Origin of the sequence: Streptomyces sp. NPDC086787 (assembly GCF_044745865.1) — a bacterium.
Classification (GTDB): Bacteria; Actinomycetota; Actinomycetes; order Streptomycetales; family Streptomycetaceae; genus Streptomyces.
The window spans coordinates 75,677-92,498 of sequence record NZ_JBIVBC010000017.1; the positions used below are offsets into that span (position 1 = coordinate 75,677).

Consider the following 16,822-nt stretch of genomic DNA (forward strand, 5'->3'; position numbering starts at 1 on the left):
GGGGGCCGGGCCTGTTGGGGCCCGGCGGGGCGCGGTCACCACCAGCGGGAGGACTTCTTCGGCACGAGGGTGGGGCAGCCGTTGACCATGTGGTCGACGCACTGCGGGCAGTCCTCGCGCGGGCCCAGGCGGCGGTGGGTGCGCTTGTCGTGGGCGTGCTGCCAGCACTGCGGGCACTGGCCCGGCGGCGGGTTCGTGGCGGCCATGGTCACCACCAACCCGACGACTTCTTCGCGGCCTTGGCGGCAGCCGCCTCGTTCACGACCCGCTGACGCTCGGTGTGCAGCGCGGTGATCTCCGCGATCAGCCGGGTCTCGGCCGACTGCCAGGCGGTGTCCATGCGGCGGTCGGCGCGGTCGGTGCCGTTTCCCCGGTGCAGGCTGCGCGTCCCGGACACGACCGCGCCCAGCACGGCCCGGCGCTCGCGGCCGTTCAGCGGCCACAGCTCGCGGTTGTGGACCGCCTGCAACTTGCGCTCGTTCTGCTGGATCTCGCGATCCAGGCGGCGGGTGTCGGGCTTGCCCATCACACACTCCTAGGCGAGGGAGAAGGGGAGTCGCAGGGCACGCAGGTGCCGAGCGACGGGGGGATGACGTAGCCCGCATCCATGCGGCAGTGCGGGCAGATGCGGCGGGCGCGGTTGGCCTTGGCGAGCGCCGCCCACCGCGCCGGAGTCATCGGCCGCACCGGCTTGGCCTGGTCGACGCGGTACAGGTAGGCGATGAGCGGGGGCCGGCGGCGGCGCGGGCGTTCGAGCTGCGCCGCCACGTCCTGCCCGCCGGGCCGCAGTCCTTGGGCGCGGAGCTGGCGGCGGGTGGCGTAGCCGTCCGGAGCGAGCCGCCACCGGAAGACCGGTAACGCGCTCATCAGGCAGCCCGCTCCTTGAGGAGCGTGTCACGGAGCTTGCGCGCGTTGACCGGTGAGACGTGCAGGGCACGGCGGATGCCTTCGGCCGTCACCTTCACGTCTGGCCAGCCCGCCGTGACGGTCCGCGCCTCGGTCAGGAGCTGCTCGGCAGTGCGCCGGGTCCGTGGAGCCTTCGCGGCGTCCGGGACCCGGTACGTCGTCCGGGGTGGCCGGGCCGACTCAGCCGCCACCGGCCGATGCACCGCTGGGCGGCGCGGGGTCGACCTGACGGGGGCCGCGAGGGCGGGGATCGGCTTGAGCGGAAGGCTCGACTTTCCCGCGTCCGCCGGGACGGGATCGGGGACCGGAAGGCGGGACACAGTGATCGTGACGGGGGTCGATTCCACCTGGTCAGCCATCGACCGAATCCTCATGGTTGCAGTTGATTCCTCCGCATTCACGCTGAGGCTGGCTGCCCGGCTGATCGGGGCGGCTGACGGAAGCGCCGGTGCATCGGTCGGGGTGCTGAACATGCCCGTCAGCGCGGCATCGGCGCCTGCCGTGACGCGCTCGCGCTGCACGTCGAGCAGCCGTGCGCCAAGGGTGTGGTCGCCGGTGCCGACCCGGCGGGCGAGGCGCCACGACTTGCGCTCCGACCACTTCTTGACCCGCTCGCTGGGGTGGTTGGCGGCCACGGCCCGGTGATAGGCCAATTGCCGAACCACGGCCGCCGCACGGGCCTCTGCCTCGGCGTCGTGGCCGTCGGTGTGGACGACGATCCGCCGGGCCAGGAACGCCATGCCCTCGGCTGAGACGCACATGCCCATGGGGGTCACCGCGTAGATGACGGTCCGCCCGGGATCCGGACCGGCCATCGCGGCCATGACCGAGGCGGCGGCGGGCAGCGCCCACAGCCCCACCCGGATGATCCGGGGGGAGGACTGGCCCAGCATGGTCAGCCCAAGTAGGACCAGACCGAGGACGGCGGTCGCGCCTTCACCGGCGGCGACCGCTCCGAGCGCGGTCCCGGTGCCGTAGGCATGGCCGATGTTGGAGAACGTGCCGTAACCGCCGATGCCGCCGACGGCCGCCATGATGACGAACGCCGCACCCAGCACGACACACTGGGGTTTGGTCAGCCTCCTGCCCGCGCTCACGCCACCACCCCCGGGATGCGGCTGACCAGCGCGACCCGCGCGGCCAGTGCCCGGCGGCGGGCGCGGCGGATCCGGCGGGCGTCCAGCTCGGTCGGGATCCGGTCCATGGCGGTGATCTGCGCGCCCAGCAGGTCGACGTCCGCCAGGATGACGGGCATCTCCTCCTCGATCGCGTCCAGTTCCGCGTCGGTGGGTTCCATCCAGTCCGCGAACGCGGTAACAGCGTCCTGAACAGTGACGATGTGTTCCATTGGGTCGTGTTCCTCTCGAACGGTGAACGGCCCGACAGCGGCTCCCGGGGTGCCACCCGGGAGCCGCGCGCCGTTTCAGGGAAGGTGGGGTTCGAGGTCAGCGGCGGCGGAACGCGGCGCGGACCAGGGCGATCGCGTCGTCGGTGCGGTCGGTGACCTTGCCGGACTCCAGCGCGTCCGCGCGGTTCTCCAGGCGCTTGGCCGTGTTCTCACGGCCGTGGGCGCGCTGCACGTTGGCGGCCGCGCGGTTGTTGGCGGCGGCCTTCTTCAGACGGTCCATGAACGTGTCCTCCCGGTGGTGGGTGAAGCCCCACGGCTCCCCGCACTCCCACCCGTCCGACACCGCGCGAGGCGGGGTTCGTACGGGTGGGAGAGGCAGCCGACCGCAGCAGAAGCGGCGGTTAGCCGAGCTGTACAAGTCCCCTTCGAGAGCAGAGCTCCCGGCGAAGGCGTATGGGGACATGACCTTTCGGTCTCAAGCCCTCCGGCTGACAAGGCGCCGGGAAACCTCCCCCCGACCAACGCGGGGCTCCTGGTCACGCAGGTGAAGCGCAATCGGACCAACTCGAAGGAATTAAACCGCTTGCTCAGCTTGTTGGTACAAGCTGATGCAGTGATGTTGCACCCACGGACAGTGAGTCGTCAAGGGAATGAGGCCTACATGTACCAACAAGTTGCGCGAGTGCGTCATGATGAGGGCATGAACAAGCAGCCGAAGTACCGGCAAGTGGCCGACGCGCTCCGCCGAGAGATCGACAACGGCACGTACCTGCCGGGGTCTCGGCTGCCCTCCGAGAGTGAGCTTTCCGCCCGCTTCGACGCGTCTCGCAACACCGTCCGCAATGGTCTGAGCCTCCTAGTCAGTCAGGGGCTCATCTCGTCCAGTCAGGGCCTTGGCTACGAGGTGACCAAGCACGAGGTGTTCGAGCTGAACGCCTCACGCTTCGAGAACCTGGAGTTCCCGCAGAACGGTGACGCGTACAGCACGGACGTGACGAACGCCGGGCGCCGGCCCCATCAGACCTTCCGGGTGGAACTGACCCCCGCCCCCTCGTACGTGGCAGAGCGATTGAAGGTCGAAGAAGGTTCCAGGACCGTGCTGCGGTTCTGCCATCGGTTCGTGGATGACGTGCCGTGGTCAACGCAGGCCACCCACTACCCGGAGTGGCTGGTAGAGCAGGGCCCCCGGCTGACCGAACCTGGCGACATCGCAGAGGGGACTACGCGCTACCTGGCCAGTCTCGGTATCGAGCAGATCGGGTACTTCGACGAGATCGCCGCCCGCATGCCGACGCCAGAAGAGGCGCGACTGTTGGAGATCGGCGCTGGCGTCCCGGTGCTCCTGTGGACCCGTACCGGGTTCTCCAACGACCGCCCGATCCGGTGCACCGTTACAACCTTCCGGGGAGACCTGAACCGGATGAACTACGAGATCGGGAACCTGTCCGCACGGAGCGAGAACGAACCCCAGTGAGAATCTGCAACGCCACTTCGGCCGACCTGTCCAAGCTGCTCGCCTTCCGTGAGGAGGCAGCAGCTTGGTTGGGCGCGCTAGGCACCGACCAGTGGAGACGCCCGTATCCGGCGGACAGGCTGCTCGCCACGATCGAGGCCGGTGTGGTCTTCATGGTCCGCGACGGGGACGCGACGGCCGCGACCATAACGCTGACTCCGGAGGCAGAGGACGGACTCTGGTCGGACGCTGAGCTCTCCGAGCCATCGATGTTCGTGAACAAGCTGACGGTAGCCCGGACACACGCCGGACAGGATCTCGGCGGACGCTTGCTCGACTGGGCAGGGGATCGGGCGCACCGGTCCGGCGCCACATGGCTCCGCCTGGACGCCTGGACCACGAACGAGCCGCTCCAGCGCTACTACCTCCGCCACGGGTTCGAGCACGTCCGTACGGTCACGGAGGGAGGCGCCGTGAACGGCGGACCACGCGTCTCAGGCTGGCTCGCTCAACGCGCGACACAACCCGTGAACCACAAATTCGTAGACGAGACGACTGCTCCAAAGCCGCTCCGGCGTGCCTGATCTCCTCAGCCGCCCAGTCTCAACCGCAGTCTCATCCGTGGCCGTTCGGGGGCGTTCAGAACGGCCTCAGCGACAGCCCAGCTCCAGTCCCTGAACGCCCCCGAACGGCCACGGACCCACTCGCGCAGAGTTGGAAAGCGTGTTGGGGGCAACCCCTCACGAGTTCGAATCTCGTATCCTCCGCCAGTGCCTCACCGGGCACGATGTCGAAGGGCCCCACCGTTCGCGGTGGGGCCCTTCGTCGTTCGCGGTCTCATCTACGTCATAGCCCGATCACCCGAACCTTGCTGCCGCACAACCGAGTCAGGTCATCGACATCCGACGTGAGGATGGCGACCGGGCCCGGCTGACGCAAGGCCGCTTCCGCGACGGTGGCGTCGATCGCGTACTTGTGTCCGTGCAGACCGGCGCCCTTGAGCAGTTGCGCCGCCGCCTTGGCTGCCGCCTCCGTGACCGGATCCACCTTGACCCGGGAGAGCGCCCATTGCAGTCGGGCCAGGTTCACCCTGGCGTGGCTCACCTCCACGATGGTGTTGGCGCTGACGACAAGGTCCGCTCCCATGTCGTGGAACACCTGGAACATCGCCAGAACCTTCCGGTCCTGCGCCACCCAGGCCGACAACCCCTCGCTGTCCAGGACGACGGTCTCAATGTGCTCGCTCACGCGGCGCTCGCGCCGCCGGCGGCCTGCGTCGTGCCGAAGATCCGCGCCCGCGCCTCGGCCAGCTCTTCCTCGCTGAAGGCCCCGTGCTCGTCTGTGTGGCTGCGCAGGTCGGCCCCCAGGAGCTGGTGCCGGATCTGTCTGGCGACGGCTTCGGCCACGTAGCCGGAGATGTTGTCCGTGATCTTCTTCAGCTCCGCCACCTGCTCGGTGGGGAGTGTCACGGTGATGCGCGTGGTGTCAGCCATAGCCGTAAGCATACTGCGGTATGCGCGCTACGCGCTGTCTGTTCCCCGCATGCGGTCCGAGCCCGCGGCAGTCGAGGCGGCTGTCCGTTCTGGGGCCCAGCTGGGAAGTTGTGCAGCGCGCCAGTTCAGCGGGCCCAGTAGCGGTATGCCTCGATCCATTGCGAGCCCTCGGGGGCGGGTTCCGGCAGCGGCAGGTCCAGAATTCCGATGTCCTGTCGGACCGCCCCTCGGGCGCAGCGTGCGACCACGCGCCCGTCCTCGGTCAGATCGACACCGACCACGCTCACGTCGGCGCCGAGAACAGTCGTGGTGAACGGCACGGCAAGGCTCTCCTCGATCATCGTGAAGAAGCCGGTGAGCTGCTCATCCTCGCCGTAGGCGTCGACGGTGGCCTCTTCGATCAACGCCTCCAGCACGGCTGGGTCCCAGGTGCTCATGGCCTCACCGTAGCGCTGCACCGTAGGTTGAGGACCGGTGCGTTCAGCAGCGGCATATCCGGCGTGGCGCCGTCGCCGGCAGTCAAGCCAAGGCCCGCGGTTGCCAGCGTGTGACGTTGCCTGGTGGGGTTCGGTAGTGAGCGGGCCCGGGGAGGGTCCGGCAAGCGACAGGGCAGACAGAGAGTGGCACGAGTCGTCGTACGAGAGCCGAGTACGGGCGCGAGGAGCGCACCGCCGCTGGCCCGGCAGGAAACATCCGCCTTCGTGAGGGAGTTGCTCGGTGCCGGCTGGGCGGCGGTTTTCCTGCCCGGTGAGCCCGCCCGCCTTGGGCGGCTGCTGCTGTGGAAGCCGACCGGGGCAGCAGCCGGAGACAGTACGGCGCCCACCGGCCTTGAGACCGAGGTGGTGGAGCTGGTCCTGCCGCACGGCCGCTCGGTCAGGCGGCGCAGGGTCGAGGGTTACGCGCTGCCTGTCGCCGTCGCTGTCTCCACCCTGGTCAATGCGGAGCCGACGCATCCCTCCGGCGCCGCCTGGCAGGCCGCCACTCGCTTCGCGCTGCGGCTGCTCGCCGACGGCCGCCTCCACCCGGCCCTCACCCCCGCCGGTTACGACACTTGGCAGGTGGGTCCCTTTACCGCCGCCCAGCGCCGGACGCTGGACGCCCTGGCCGCCGCCTTCCCGCCACACGCCCACTGCCTGCCCGAGCCAGGTCCTGCGCCGGTACGTATCGCCGAACCGGCCGCGCTGGTACGCCAGTTCTGCGACGCGGTCGCCGATGACCTGGTCCGCACGCCGGCCGCGCCGCTCGCGATGGGAGCGCTGCCGTACGCCTGGCGCGAGGCCCGTGCCGTGCCCACCTTGCGTGAATGGGCCGAGGAAACCCAGGCGGCGCTGACCGCCGAGGTCGGCGTCTCCCTGCGCGTCGACGTGCCCGAAGGACGCCGACGGCAGTTCCGGGCCGTCCTGCAACTGCACACCGCGGCGGACCCGGCGCTCGTCATCGAGGCCGCACGGCTGTGGAGCGAGCCGATTGAAGTGGAGCGGCTGCTCGGCCCACGCGCCGAGACCGAGACCCTGCTCGCCCTGCGCCGCGGCGCCCGCGCCTGGCCTCCGCTGCGGAGGCTGCTAGACGATGCCGCTCCCGATCAGCTCCGGTTGACCGACGACGAAGCCTTCGAGCTCCTCGGGGATGCCACGGACGCGCTGCGCGCGGCCGGTGTCGACGTGCACTGGCCGCGCGAACTGGTCAAGGCGCTGACCGCGACCGCGGAGATCGGGCAGCGCACCGCCCCCGGTTCCACCGCGGCCGGTCTGCTGGACACCGAGGCCCTCCGCTTCGGGATCGACGGTGCCTATGACGCGCCGCGTGATTCCGCCAGCACCCCGAGGTGCTGGGGCGATCCCGTGGCCGAGGGTGAGGTCCAGGTGGCGGAAGCGCAGGTGATGCCTTCGACCTGCCGTCGGCGCCACGGGGTGAGCGTTCCGTAGATGCTCAGATGCCGTGCGTGTAAGCCGAGTCGGGAGAGGATTGTCAGCCAACCGTCGAGGATGGCGCCGTACTCGTCGAGGCCGCCCATGGGTTGGACTCGGGAGACGTTGACGAAGGAGGTCAGGAAGCCGTCCGTCAACCGACCTTCCGCGTCCCGTTGGCCGGTGAAGCGGACGACCGGCTGCGGGATGAACCCGCTTCGATACGTGCGGGGTTGGACGTCCTTGAGGACCGGGTCCAGGGCCTGGACAGCGGAGATCGTCTCCCTCCACGTGGGTGAGGTCCTCCAGGCGGAGGGGCTTGCGGACCCAGTCGTGTTCCAGGTCCGTGAGCCAGCCCGGCCCGAGGAGGTGTACGTCGGCGCCTACGGCGACCGCCCACAGCCATCGTTCGATTCCGCCTTAACCGGCGGGTGGAAAGGCATAGCTACCAGGGAAGTCGCAGACGCCGACGAGCGACGTCATGCCTCGGGTGTTCCGTCCGCCGAGATACGGCGGAAGCCGAGGTACGGGAAGAGGGATTCGGGAAGGGCGATCGAGCCGTCCTGCTGCTGGCCCTGCTCGAGAAGCGCGGCCAGAGTGCGGCCGACGGGCAGGCCGGAGCCGTTGAGGGTGGCGGCAAGCTTGGGCTTGCCGTCCTCGCCTCGGGTCCGGATGTTCGCCCGGCGGGCCTGGAAGGTGCCGAAGTGGGAGACCGAGGAGATCTCGCGGTACGTGTTCTGGCTCGGGATCCAGACCTCGATGTCGTACGTGAGCTGGGCGGAGAAGCCCGTGTCGCCGGCGGGCAGCTTGATGACCCGGTAGGCGAGGCCGAGCTCCTTGAGACACGCCTCGGCGTGGCCGACCATCTCCTCCAGCTCGGCGTCCGCCGTCTCCGGGTCGACGATCTTGACCATCTCGACCTTGGCGAACTGGTGCTGGCGGATCAGCCCGCGGGTGTCCCGGCCGTACGAGCCGGCCTCCGAGCGGAAGCACGGGGTGTGGGCGGTCATGGCCACCGGCAGCTCGGCCGGCGGGATGATCTCGTCCGCGTAGAGGTTGGTCAGCGGGACCTCGGCCGTCGGGATGAGGAAGAGCTCGCGGTCGGCGACGCCGGTCTTGAACAGGTCCTCCTCGAATTTCGGGAGCTGGCCGGTGCCGGTCATGGTCTTGCGGCTGACCAGGTAGGGGACCGCGTATTCGGTGTACCCGTGGCGGCGGGTGTGGAGGTCGAGGAAGAGCGTGGCCAGAGCGCGCTCCAGCGCTGCTCCGGCGCCGCGCGAGACCGCGAAGCGCGGACCGGACAGCTTCGTCGCCCTGCCGAAGTCGAGGATGCCAGTGGCCTCGCCGAGGTCTACGTGGTCCTTCGGCTCGAACGCGAAGGCGGGCGGTGTGCCAACGCGCCGGATCTCGACCGCGAACTCCTCGGAGTCGCCGTCGGGGGCCGAGTCGTCCGGGAGGTTCGGGATGCTCAGGAGCAGATCGCGCAGCTGGGCCTCGATCTCCTCCTGGCCGGCCTCGATCTCGCGGATCTGGTCCTTCAGCTCGCGGGCGCGCTCCTTGAGCTTGCTGATGTCGCCGCCCTGCTTGGCCGTCTGCTGCACCTCGCTCGCCACTCGCTTGGACTCTGCCCGCAGTTCGTCGGCCGAGCGGATGTTCTGGTTGCGCCGAGAGTGGAGGGACTCCAGCTCGGACAGGTCCAGGGTGTAGCCGCGACGAGCGAGCCGACGAACCGCTTCGGCACCCATTTCGATCAGGGCGCGGGCATCATGCATGAGGAAGATCCTTCTGATCCGGCGAGTGGTGGGATACGGGATCGACGGTAGCAACCGCAGCCCCTTCGCCGATCCGCATTACCTCCCTGGAACCAGAGTCGACCGCGTTGTCGAGAACGCCAGTTTCAAGATCGGTGACCAGGGCCCCGACGAATGCCGGCAACTCGTCATCGGGGATGGCGACGGGCTCGATGTACGGGGCTTCCGGGAAGAAGAGGGGGCACGGCCCCGCCAGGAGTCCATTCGCGGTGCCACAGAAGCACGGAGACCAGCAGGCCGTGGGCTACCAGGACGCGGGGGCCCGGGTACTCCAAGACCGCGCGCACCCCTGCCGTCTTCAACGACGCCGCCCCCGAAATGCTCGACAACGACACAGGGTTCCGCTGAGCAATTCCTGCGACAGCGGTGGAGATGCTGCTCGGCACCTGACGCTCAGGGAGGTGAGGGTCGGGGGCAGGCGGAGATCACCGATAACGGTCGTTACCACCACGGCAGTCACCCAACGGGCCGCCATCGCCGTGGATGACCAACCCGTGATCTGCATGACTACCCGCTCCGGCACTCCGTGCCACTCCTGAGCGGCCTGACCCCTTCCTGATCCGCTGTGAGGGTGCTTCCTGTACGCCATCTGACGGCTCGCCGGGTGGGGCTCAGGCCGCCCCGCCGCTCCTCGGCCGACAGTGGACCGCACGGCAGACGCCGTGCGGGGACGTGCGGTCGGATGCCGGCACTGCGGCAGAACGGCTGGGGCCGCCGACCCGGACGCCTGACGGCGGCAGCCCGGCACAGACGAGGGGACAGCCGCCCGACCCCGAAGGAGTGTCATGCGCGGTGTCCGCCCGATCCGGTCGCTGCTGGCCACGGTCCTCACGGTGGTGGGCCTGGCCTTCGTCCCGCCGGCGGCACCCGCCTTCGCGGCGCCCGCCGGTTCCCGAGCGAGCGGCCAGGATGCCTGCGCCCGACCGACCGCGCCTGACCAGGCGGCCTGCCTGGCCACGATCCAAACCGACTCACCGTCCATGTCCTCCACCCCGCCGGACACCAGGCCGTCCGGTTACGGTCCCCAGGACATCCGCAGCGCCTACGACCTCAACGGCCGCCACGGCGGCGGCAGGACAGTGGCCATCACCGTCGCCTTCCACAACCCCGACCTGGAGAGCGACCTGGCCGTCTACCGTCGCCGGTTCAGGCTCCCACCCTGCACCAAGGCCAACGGCTGCCTCCGTCAGATCAACCAAAACGGCGGTACCACTCCCCCGTCCGGCACCGACAGCGGCTGGGCACTGGAGTCCGCCCTGGACGTCGACGCGGTGAGCGCGGCCTGCCCGGACTGCCGCATCCTGGTCGTTGAATCCAACAACAATTCCCTCAGCAACCTGCTCGCCGCGGTCGACCAGGCCGTCGCGCAGGGCGCCAGGTTCGTCTCGAACAGCTGGGCCGCCGCAGGGGAGTTCCCGCTCGAGACGCTGTTTGATCACCATTTCAGCGACAACCCAGGCGTGGCCTTCACCTTCGCCGCAGGCAACGGGGGATACGGAACGACCTACCCGGCGGCCTCGCCCTACGTCACCTCGGTGGGCGGCACCACCCTGAACCCGGCCCGCGACCGCAACCGGCGCCACTGGACCGAGAGCGCCTGGTCCCGCACCGGCTCCGGCTGCTCCCTCTACGAGCCCAAGCCGCCGTTCCAGCACGACCCGCTGTGTGCCAACCGCACCATGAACGACGTCTCCGCGGTCGCCGACCCCATGACCGGCCTCGCGGTTTACAACACCTTCGGGTCGTTCGGCAGCGGCTGGCGGACCGTCGGCGGCACCAGCCTGTCCACCGCGCTGGTCGCCGCCATGTACGCCCTGGCCGGCAACCCCGCCCCCGGTACCTACCCGAACTCCTACCCCTACGCCCGCCCCCACGCGTTCAACGACATCACCACCGGGTCCAACGGCGTCTGCGGCGGCACCTACCTGTGCACCGCCGTCCCCGGGTACGACGGACCGACCGGCATCGGCACCCCGCACGGTGTCACCGGGCTGAGCGGCTGGTCCTGGTAGACGTCGAGGGAGTCGCCTCTCACGTCATACCCATGCGCCTGTGCGGGCGTATTCCGAGCGTGCCGCGAACGGGAGACACGCGCTGAAGGGTATGCCGTTCCAAGCAAGGTGGCCTTGGGATGCACGAGGAGAGCGAGAGCAGCCATGTACGCAGTGGTCCGGCGGTACGAAGGGGTGACGGATCCTGTCGAGGCAGGACGCCGGGTGAACGAGGGATTCGTCCCCCTCCTCCGCCAAGTCCCCGGCTTCGTGGCCTACTACTGGATTGACGCCGGGGACGGAGTGATGATCTCCACCAGCGTCTATGAAGACCGGGCCGGGGCCGACGAGTCGGTCAGGAGGGCGGCGGACTTCGTACGGGACAGCCTCGTGGCGCTGCTTCCCAACCCTCCTCAGATCACGGCCGGCCAGGTCGTGGCCGCCGGGTGACGAACCCTGCGGTGCGGCTGGATCCCAAGTACCCCCGCGCTGCTGACCCGGCCATTCACAGAACTCCGGCCATAGCCGCATTCAGAGGTCCTCTACGCCGGCTCGGAACCACCACCGTGGTCGCGTCGGCGGCGGAATCTCGCTCGGTACTCCCGTGGCCTCTGCCCCGTGTGCCGGGCGAAGATCCCGCCGAACGTCCCGGTGTCGCGGTACCCGACCTCGACGGCGATGTCCGTGACGGTCCTGTCGGTTGCCTCCAGCAGGTGCGCGGCCCGGCGTACCCGGGCCTTGTGGAGGTACGCGAGTGGGGACTCGCCCGCCTCGTCGCCGAAGCGGCGGAGCATGGTGCGCGTGCTGACGTGGAACTCACGGGCGAGCGCCGACAGGTCGTAGCGTGCCGCGAGATCCTGGTCGAGCCGGCGTTTGACGCCGAGTGAGAAGTCCCTGCCCGTGGTCGGCATGAGCGCCGGGTCGGCATACGGCGCCTGGGTGGAGCGCGCGTCGTCGACCAGAGCGATGCGGGCGGTGCCTGCGGGCGACATCGGGCCCGTCGTGTTCACGGATCAGCTGGAGCGCGAAGTCGGGCTGGGCGCGGGCATCTCCATGACCGGGGGAACCCTGAACCTCAACGGCGGCACGCTGGTCACCGGCAACGTGGCCGCAGGTCAGTACTCGCTGGGTGGCGGGGTGTACACCGACGACAGCGAAGGGGTCGGTGTCCCGCTCCTGAACGTGAACTCCTCCTCGATCAACGCCAACAAGGTCTCCGGCACCGGATCGGTCGCCGGCGGCCTCTACAACCTCAACGGCACCGTCACGTTCACCGGTGGGACGGTCAACAACAACGTGGCCCCGAACGCCCCCGCCCCCGCCCCCGCCCCCGCCCCCGGCGGCGTGTACACCAACACCGTCATCGGGGCCGGTGGCACCTGCACCGGCAACTTCCCCACCAACTGCCTCTTCAGCCCCGCCACCGTCACGGGCTGCGTCAACCGACCGCAGGAACATCCACGGCAGCATGCTGCCGAGCCGAAGGGCCCCACCGTTCGCGGTGGGGCCCTTCCGCGTCCGGGGAGCAGGTTCCGCGACGGCCGGAAGCGGTTCGGAAGCGGCCCGCCGGTGGCCGCGGAAGCGGGCGCACTGTTCGTATCGGAGACGCCAGCGCACTGTCGTCACCGTTGGAGCGATCCATGAAGGACCCGCACGCGCCGCCCCGCCCCTACCGCGGTGTCGGGCTCATCCCGCCCGCCGGGGCCGCCCGCACCTGGGGGCTCACCGTCTCCGGCTTACCCCTGCTGCTGATTCTGGGGGTGGGGCTGGGCCAGGCCTGGGCCACACCGGACGGCGGCTCAGGGACGGTCGGGGCATCCGGGTACTCCGCCGCCCCGTGGCCCACCTCGCCCGGCGCACCCGTCACCTCGGACACCCCGTCCGACTCCGAACCCCCGGACTCGTCGTCGTACTCCGGGCCCGTCTGGACGGATCCCAGCCCCACACCCACCGACACCCCGACGGCCACAGACTCCGCCTCCTCGGATCCGCGAGCCGTCGTCTCCGCCTACTTCGCCGCGATCAACAACCGCAACTACCGGACGGCCTGGGAACTCGGCGGCAAGCACCTCGACTCCGACTACGAGCACTTCGTCTCGGGCTACGCGACGACCCAGCACGCGGCCATCACCGTCGTGTACGTCCAGGAGTCACGGGTGCGGATCACCATCGACGCCCTCCAGACGGACGGCACCTCACGCTCGTACGACGCCACCTACACCGTTCGCGACGGCGAGATCACCGACGGCACCGCGACCCAGACCAGCTGACCGAGCGGAGCGCTGATCCAGCATGACCACACAGACACTGCGTCCCCGACACCCCGGCCCGCCCGACATGCCCTCGGCCGCCGGCGCCTACGCGCGCACCAAGGCCACCCGGCTGCTGTCCGCGGGTACCTACCTCAACCCCGTCTACCGCAAGAACGTCATCCGGGAACTGCTCAAGCACCGCTTCCGAGTGGTCGCGCCGTCCTACGGCTACGACTCGGTGTCGGTCCTCGCGCACGCCCTCGCCGCGCGTCGCCTGCGCCGTATACAGGTGGGCGTGTCGATCGGCGCGGCCGTCCTGGCCTGGCTGCTGGTCGGCAGCGACGCCCTGGGCCTCGTCACCGGTTCGCTGCTGCTGTGCTGGGTGCTGTGGGCCGCGGCCTATCTGCGCCGGGTCGTCACCCTGCACACGCTGATGGTCCGGCTGAAGGAGACCGGGACGGACGGCGGGTTCGACGGGTCCTACCCGGCGAGCGCGTCACTGACCGAGGCCCTGGTCCACAAGATCGACAGCGAGCAGTCGGCGAGCGGCGGACTCGTCTTCTACGGCGGCTTCCGGCCCTTCGTCGGCGCGGGCGCGCCGGTGCACGACTGGTCGAACGCCCAGCTGCTGATCGGCGCGCCGAAGACCTTCTTCGGTTCGCGCAAGCGGGCCGAGACGGAGGGGCTCGACCTGGAACGGGTGGAGCGCAAGCCCGTCAAGCCGTTCACCGTCCACGACATCACGGCCTATGTGCACGACCGGATGGCCCTGGAACTGCGCGACGGGGCCCGGCCGGACGAGCGCGTCGAGGGGCTCACCGTCGAGCGGCGCCGCTTCACCACCGCGGTGAGAACGAACGACCGTACGCGTGGCGACGGTTGGAGCGTGCTGCCCGGTCTCGACGACCTCCCGGACCTGCACTGGCGGGAGGACTACGACGCGGCGCGCGAGTACCTGTGCCTGCGCGTCGGATCGTGGAACGAGGAACTGGTCACCTCGATGTTCGTCGGGTTCGACATCAAGGGCGACACCCTGCACACCGAGTTCTACACCTACGTACTCGGGCCGCTGGTGCGGGACTTCCACCTGGTGGACCGGCTGCCGGACTCGTTCGACCGGCGGCTGGCCGTGCGGGTGGCGTGGGACATGGTCAAGGCCGGTCCGCGCTGGTGGATGGCTCTGTGCCTGTTTCCGCTGCGGATCTTCCCCGAGCGTCTGCTGCCCCCGCCGGTGCGGCGGCTGGTGCGTCCGGTGCGGGCCGGAAGCGATGTCGTCACCGTCGGGACGGGGCTCGCCGGGGCCGACACCAGTGAATTCCGGCTCGGCCGCTATGTGACCGACGCGGTGGACTGCGGTGCGCTGATGAGCGTCCGGGAAATGGCCACCAGCGACGTCTACCACCACTTCTTCCAGAAGTCCGACGCGTCCAAATACATGCGGATCGTCGAACGCCGCCTGCTCCAGAACATTCGCACGTTTCTTCGAGAACACGATGTCGATCTCGCCGATCACGACCGGGCGCAGACCAACATTCTCTTCGGGGACAACAGCCTGAACGTTCTCGGCGGCCACAACGAACACTTCGGCCACAAATACCAGGCGGGCGACACCGCGCCCGGCAGCCAGGGGGGACAACCCGCGTGAGCGAATACCAGTTCGGCGAGAACAACATGAACATCCTCGGCGGCGACAACGAGCACTTCGGCTACAACTACCAGGCGGCGCCCGTCCAGCAGCGGGCCGCAGCGGCGACCTCCCCCGAGACGGAGCGGGCGGGCGGCCACGCGGCCCACACGCACGACCGCAGCCGCAGCGTCTTCGTCGTGCACGGCAGGGACGAGGAGGTGCGCAAGGCGATGTTCGGGCTGCTGCGGCGGCTCGACCTGCGCCCGCTGGAGTGGGAGGAACTCGTCCGGGCGACCGGCACGGCCTCGCCCTTCCTCGGCGAGGTGGTGGCGGGCGCGCCCGCCCTCGCCCAGGCGGCCCTGGTGCTGCTCACCCCGGACGACGTGGCCAAGCTCCATCCGCAGCTGCTCGGCAACGCGGAGCCCGACTACGAGACCCGGCTGACCGGCCAGCCCCGGCAGAACGTGCTCATCGAACTGGGGATGGTGCTGATGGCGTACGCCGAGCGGACCGTGATCGTCGAGGTGGGCCGGCTGCGGCCCGCCGCCGACATCGCGGGCCGCAACGTCATCCGCTTCGACGGCTCGGAGGAGTCCCTCATGAAGATCGTCGCGCGGCTGAAGGTGGCCGAGTGCCGACTCGACGACAGCCGCCCGGACTGGCGGGACACCTCCCACTTCCAGGACCTGTCCGCCCACCGCCGACTCGCCTGAGCGCGAGCACCCCGGCCCGCGGCTGGGGCCAGGGGCAGGGGCAGGGCCTGTCGGCCCCGGGCCGGGTGAGGCGGCTGGGGCCGCGGGGGACGGGGGCCTTGGCCTACGGACACGGCTGAGGCCAGGGGGATCGGCTGACGCCGGGCGACGCGGCCAGCGACGGGGGCGCAGCTGAGGCCGGGCCCCCGTACCCGCGGCCGAGCCCAACAGGACGCGGCCGAAGCCGAGAAAGCGCGGCCGAGACCAGAGGTACATACCCGAGAGCCGGGGACCCGCAAGGCCCTGGGGAGGCCAGGGGGAACGTGCGAGGCCCGAAGGCCATGCCCGAGACCGGGGGACAGCCATCGGGGCCGGCGGTGTGTGAGGGGCGGGGCCGGGGGGCCCGCCCCTCATGCGTGTTGCACTCCGGAGGCCAGGCCCCGGAGGAATGCCGCCATCTCGCGCATGTCTGTTCGTTCCAGGTCGGCGGGGCGTAGTACGACCCGGAGTTCGCGGCAGACCGTGCCCTCCCGTGAGCGGGCGACGAAGGACATGAGGATCAGGCGGAGCAGGCTGTCCTGGTCGAGGTGGTCGAGGCGGGACAGACCCGAGCCGGTCAACGGCATCGCCACCCGGTTCAGTTGCGCGTGCCGGTGGAGCGCCTCCCAGAGGCGGCCCAGAGCGGTCCACAGGTCCGCCGTGCTGGAGGCGGCCACGAAGTCGTTGCCGAGGCGGCTGTACGCCACGGCGAACACCAGCCGCGGGCGGGTGCCCAGAACGGCCACGGTGCCGACCGGGTACCGGTCCAGCTTGCCCAGCGGCTTGGCCGACCGCGCCTCCCGGGCGACGGGCACGACCCCGGCGAGCGCCACGTCCAGTTCGCTGTCCAGCCGCCGTACGTCCCCGCCGTAGCGCCGGTCCAGCAACTGGGCCTGCACACTGGCCGCGTCGATGACCACCCCGCCGTCGGACGCGGTGTCGAAGGTGTCGCAGAACCCGACGACCAGATGGGCCGGCTGCGCGAACAGGTCGCCCACCTCGACGACCACCGTCATGTCGGGCCGCCGGAACACCTGGCGCACCCGCGTCATCGGGCGGGCCTGCGCGAATCCCCACACCAGGCAAGCGGCGACGGACACCAGGGTCACCGCGCCGGGGTCGGGAAATCTCCGCGGAAAGAAGGGAAAGAACTGCCATACGAACTGGAGTACGGCGGATAATCCACCGAACGCGGCCATCGTGTTGCGCCGGAAAACCCGACGGGCCCGCCGGGTCGCGTACAGCCGCAGCGGCAATCGCGCACGGCCGGGCGAATCATCCGGTCTCATCTATTCCTCCAAGC

Annotated in this window: 21 protein-coding genes; 9 read left to right on the forward strand and 12 right to left on the reverse strand. The window is 70.0% G+C overall.

The genetic code is table 11. The annotated features are described in order from the left end of the window. Positions 1-35: 35 nt before the first annotated feature. The 6 genes from ACIPK3_RS29375 to ACIPK3_RS29400 all read right to left on the reverse strand — a co-directional run bounded on the left by ACIPK3_RS29375 (position 36) and on the right by ACIPK3_RS29400 (position 2,534). Positions 36-206, reverse strand: a complete 171-nt coding sequence (locus tag ACIPK3_RS29375; RefSeq protein WP_402574479.1) for a pRL2-8 — start codon at positions 204-206, stop codon at positions 36-38. A 2-nt stretch (positions 207-208) separates the two neighbouring features. Beyond that, positions 209-526: a hypothetical protein gene (locus tag ACIPK3_RS29380; RefSeq protein ID WP_402574481.1), complete on the reverse strand. Its 318-nt coding sequence runs from the start codon at positions 524-526 to the stop codon at positions 209-211. Then, entirely contained in the window at positions 526-867 is a 342-nt protein-coding gene (locus ACIPK3_RS29385) for an RRQRL motif-containing zinc-binding protein (RefSeq protein WP_402574483.1), read from the reverse strand. Before ACIPK3_RS29385 ends, ACIPK3_RS29380 begins: the two co-directional genes overlap by 1 nt. Beyond that, the gene (locus ACIPK3_RS29390; RefSeq protein WP_402574566.1) at positions 867-1,940 is read right to left on the reverse strand and encodes a conjugal transfer protein; all 1,074 of its coding nucleotides are present in this window, start codon (positions 1,938-1,940) and stop codon (positions 867-869) included. Before ACIPK3_RS29390 ends, ACIPK3_RS29385 begins: the two co-directional genes overlap by 1 nt. Before the next feature lie 59 nt (positions 1,941-1,999). Continuing rightward, on the reverse strand, positions 2,000-2,254 hold the full coding sequence (locus ACIPK3_RS29395; RefSeq protein WP_402574485.1) for a DUF6284 family protein: 255 nt from the start codon (positions 2,252-2,254) through the stop codon (positions 2,000-2,002). A 97-nt stretch (positions 2,255-2,351) separates the two neighbouring features. Then, positions 2,352-2,534, reverse strand: coding sequence for a hypothetical protein (locus ACIPK3_RS29400; RefSeq protein WP_402574487.1), 183 nt, complete (start codon positions 2,532-2,534; stop codon positions 2,352-2,354). Between the two features lie 420 nt (positions 2,535-2,954). On the opposite strand from ACIPK3_RS29400, the gene ACIPK3_RS29405 reads away from it, so the two are divergent. Together ACIPK3_RS29405 and ACIPK3_RS29410 are read left to right on the forward strand one after the other, a co-directional pair. After that, positions 2,955-3,728, forward strand: coding sequence for a GntR family transcriptional regulator (locus ACIPK3_RS29405; RefSeq protein ID WP_402574489.1), 774 nt, complete (start codon positions 2,955-2,957; stop codon positions 3,726-3,728). Next, positions 3,725-4,291, forward strand: a complete 567-nt coding sequence (locus ACIPK3_RS29410; RefSeq protein ID WP_402574491.1) for a GNAT family N-acetyltransferase — start codon at positions 3,725-3,727, stop codon at positions 4,289-4,291. The genes ACIPK3_RS29405 and ACIPK3_RS29410 overlap by 4 nt, the downstream gene beginning before the upstream one ends. Positions 4,292-4,553: 262 nt before the next feature. Here ACIPK3_RS29410 and ACIPK3_RS29415 read toward each other — a convergent pair whose 3' ends face one another. The 3 genes from ACIPK3_RS29415 to ACIPK3_RS29425 form a co-directional block, all read right to left on the reverse strand. After that, on the reverse strand, positions 4,554-4,955 hold the full coding sequence (locus ACIPK3_RS29415) for a DNA-binding protein (RefSeq protein WP_402574492.1): 402 nt from the start codon (positions 4,953-4,955) through the stop codon (positions 4,554-4,556). Then, positions 4,952-5,200, reverse strand: a complete 249-nt coding sequence (locus ACIPK3_RS29420) for a hypothetical protein (protein ID WP_037678403.1) — start codon at positions 5,198-5,200, stop codon at positions 4,952-4,954. The genes ACIPK3_RS29415 and ACIPK3_RS29420 overlap by 4 nt, the downstream gene beginning before the upstream one ends. Positions 5,201-5,325: 125 nt before the next feature. Further along, positions 5,326-5,637: a calcium-binding protein gene (locus tag ACIPK3_RS29425; protein WP_402574494.1), complete on the reverse strand. Its 312-nt coding sequence runs from the start codon at positions 5,635-5,637 to the stop codon at positions 5,326-5,328. A gap of 264 nt (positions 5,638-5,901) precedes the next feature. Between ACIPK3_RS29425 and ACIPK3_RS29430 the strand changes: the two genes are divergently transcribed. Continuing rightward, the gene (locus ACIPK3_RS29430; protein ID WP_402574496.1) at positions 5,902-7,125 is read left to right on the forward strand and encodes an SNF2 helicase-associated domain-containing protein; all 1,224 of its coding nucleotides are present in this window, start codon (positions 5,902-5,904) and stop codon (positions 7,123-7,125) included. 461 nt (positions 7,126-7,586) lie between these two features. On the opposite strand, the gene serS is transcribed toward ACIPK3_RS29430, so the two are convergent. Beyond that, complete coding sequence (serS, locus tag ACIPK3_RS29435; protein ID WP_402574498.1) at positions 7,587-8,879, reverse strand: serine--tRNA ligase; 1,293 nt, start codon at positions 8,877-8,879, stop codon at positions 7,587-7,589. An 824-nt stretch (positions 8,880-9,703) separates the two neighbouring features. On the opposite strand from serS, the gene ACIPK3_RS29440 reads away from it, so the two are divergent. Together ACIPK3_RS29440 and ACIPK3_RS29445 are read left to right on the forward strand one after the other, a co-directional pair. After that, positions 9,704-10,930: a S8 family serine peptidase gene (locus tag ACIPK3_RS29440; RefSeq protein WP_402574499.1), complete on the forward strand. Its 1,227-nt coding sequence runs from the start codon at positions 9,704-9,706 to the stop codon at positions 10,928-10,930. A gap of 144 nt (positions 10,931-11,074) precedes the next feature. Beyond that, positions 11,075-11,359, forward strand: a complete 285-nt coding sequence (locus ACIPK3_RS29445) for a hypothetical protein (protein WP_402574501.1) — start codon at positions 11,075-11,077, stop codon at positions 11,357-11,359. A gap of 92 nt (positions 11,360-11,451) precedes the next feature. Here the strand turns inward: ACIPK3_RS29445 and ACIPK3_RS29450 are convergent, their stop codons facing one another. Further along, positions 11,452-11,901, reverse strand: coding sequence for a helix-turn-helix domain-containing protein (locus tag ACIPK3_RS29450; RefSeq protein WP_402574503.1), 450 nt, complete (start codon positions 11,899-11,901; stop codon positions 11,452-11,454). A gap of 10 nt (positions 11,902-11,911) precedes the next feature. Between ACIPK3_RS29450 and ACIPK3_RS29455 the strand changes: the two genes are divergently transcribed. The 4 genes from ACIPK3_RS29455 to ACIPK3_RS29470 are packed head-to-tail and all read left to right on the forward strand — an operon-like array spanning position 11,912 to position 15,501. Then, a complete protein-coding gene (locus ACIPK3_RS29455) occupies positions 11,912-12,553 on the forward strand; it encodes a hypothetical protein (RefSeq protein WP_402574505.1) in 642 nt (213 codons plus the stop codon). After that, entirely contained in the window at positions 12,550-13,179 is a 630-nt protein-coding gene (locus ACIPK3_RS29460; protein WP_402574507.1) for a hypothetical protein, read from the forward strand. Before ACIPK3_RS29455 ends, ACIPK3_RS29460 begins: the two co-directional genes overlap by 4 nt. 22 nt (positions 13,180-13,201) lie before the next feature. Beyond that, positions 13,202-14,806, forward strand: coding sequence for a hypothetical protein (locus ACIPK3_RS29465; protein ID WP_402574509.1), 1,605 nt, complete (start codon positions 13,202-13,204; stop codon positions 14,804-14,806). Continuing rightward, positions 14,803-15,501 (forward strand): TIR domain-containing protein, encoded by a 699-nt coding sequence (locus ACIPK3_RS29470; protein WP_402574511.1) that lies wholly within the window; start codon positions 14,803-14,805, stop codon positions 15,499-15,501. Before ACIPK3_RS29465 ends, ACIPK3_RS29470 begins: the two co-directional genes overlap by 4 nt. A gap of 389 nt (positions 15,502-15,890) precedes the next feature. Here ACIPK3_RS29470 and ACIPK3_RS29475 read toward each other — a convergent pair whose 3' ends face one another. After that, positions 15,891-16,808, reverse strand: a complete 918-nt coding sequence (locus tag ACIPK3_RS29475; RefSeq protein WP_402574513.1) for a macro domain-containing protein — start codon at positions 16,806-16,808, stop codon at positions 15,891-15,893. Positions 16,809-16,822: the final 14 nt, after the last annotated feature.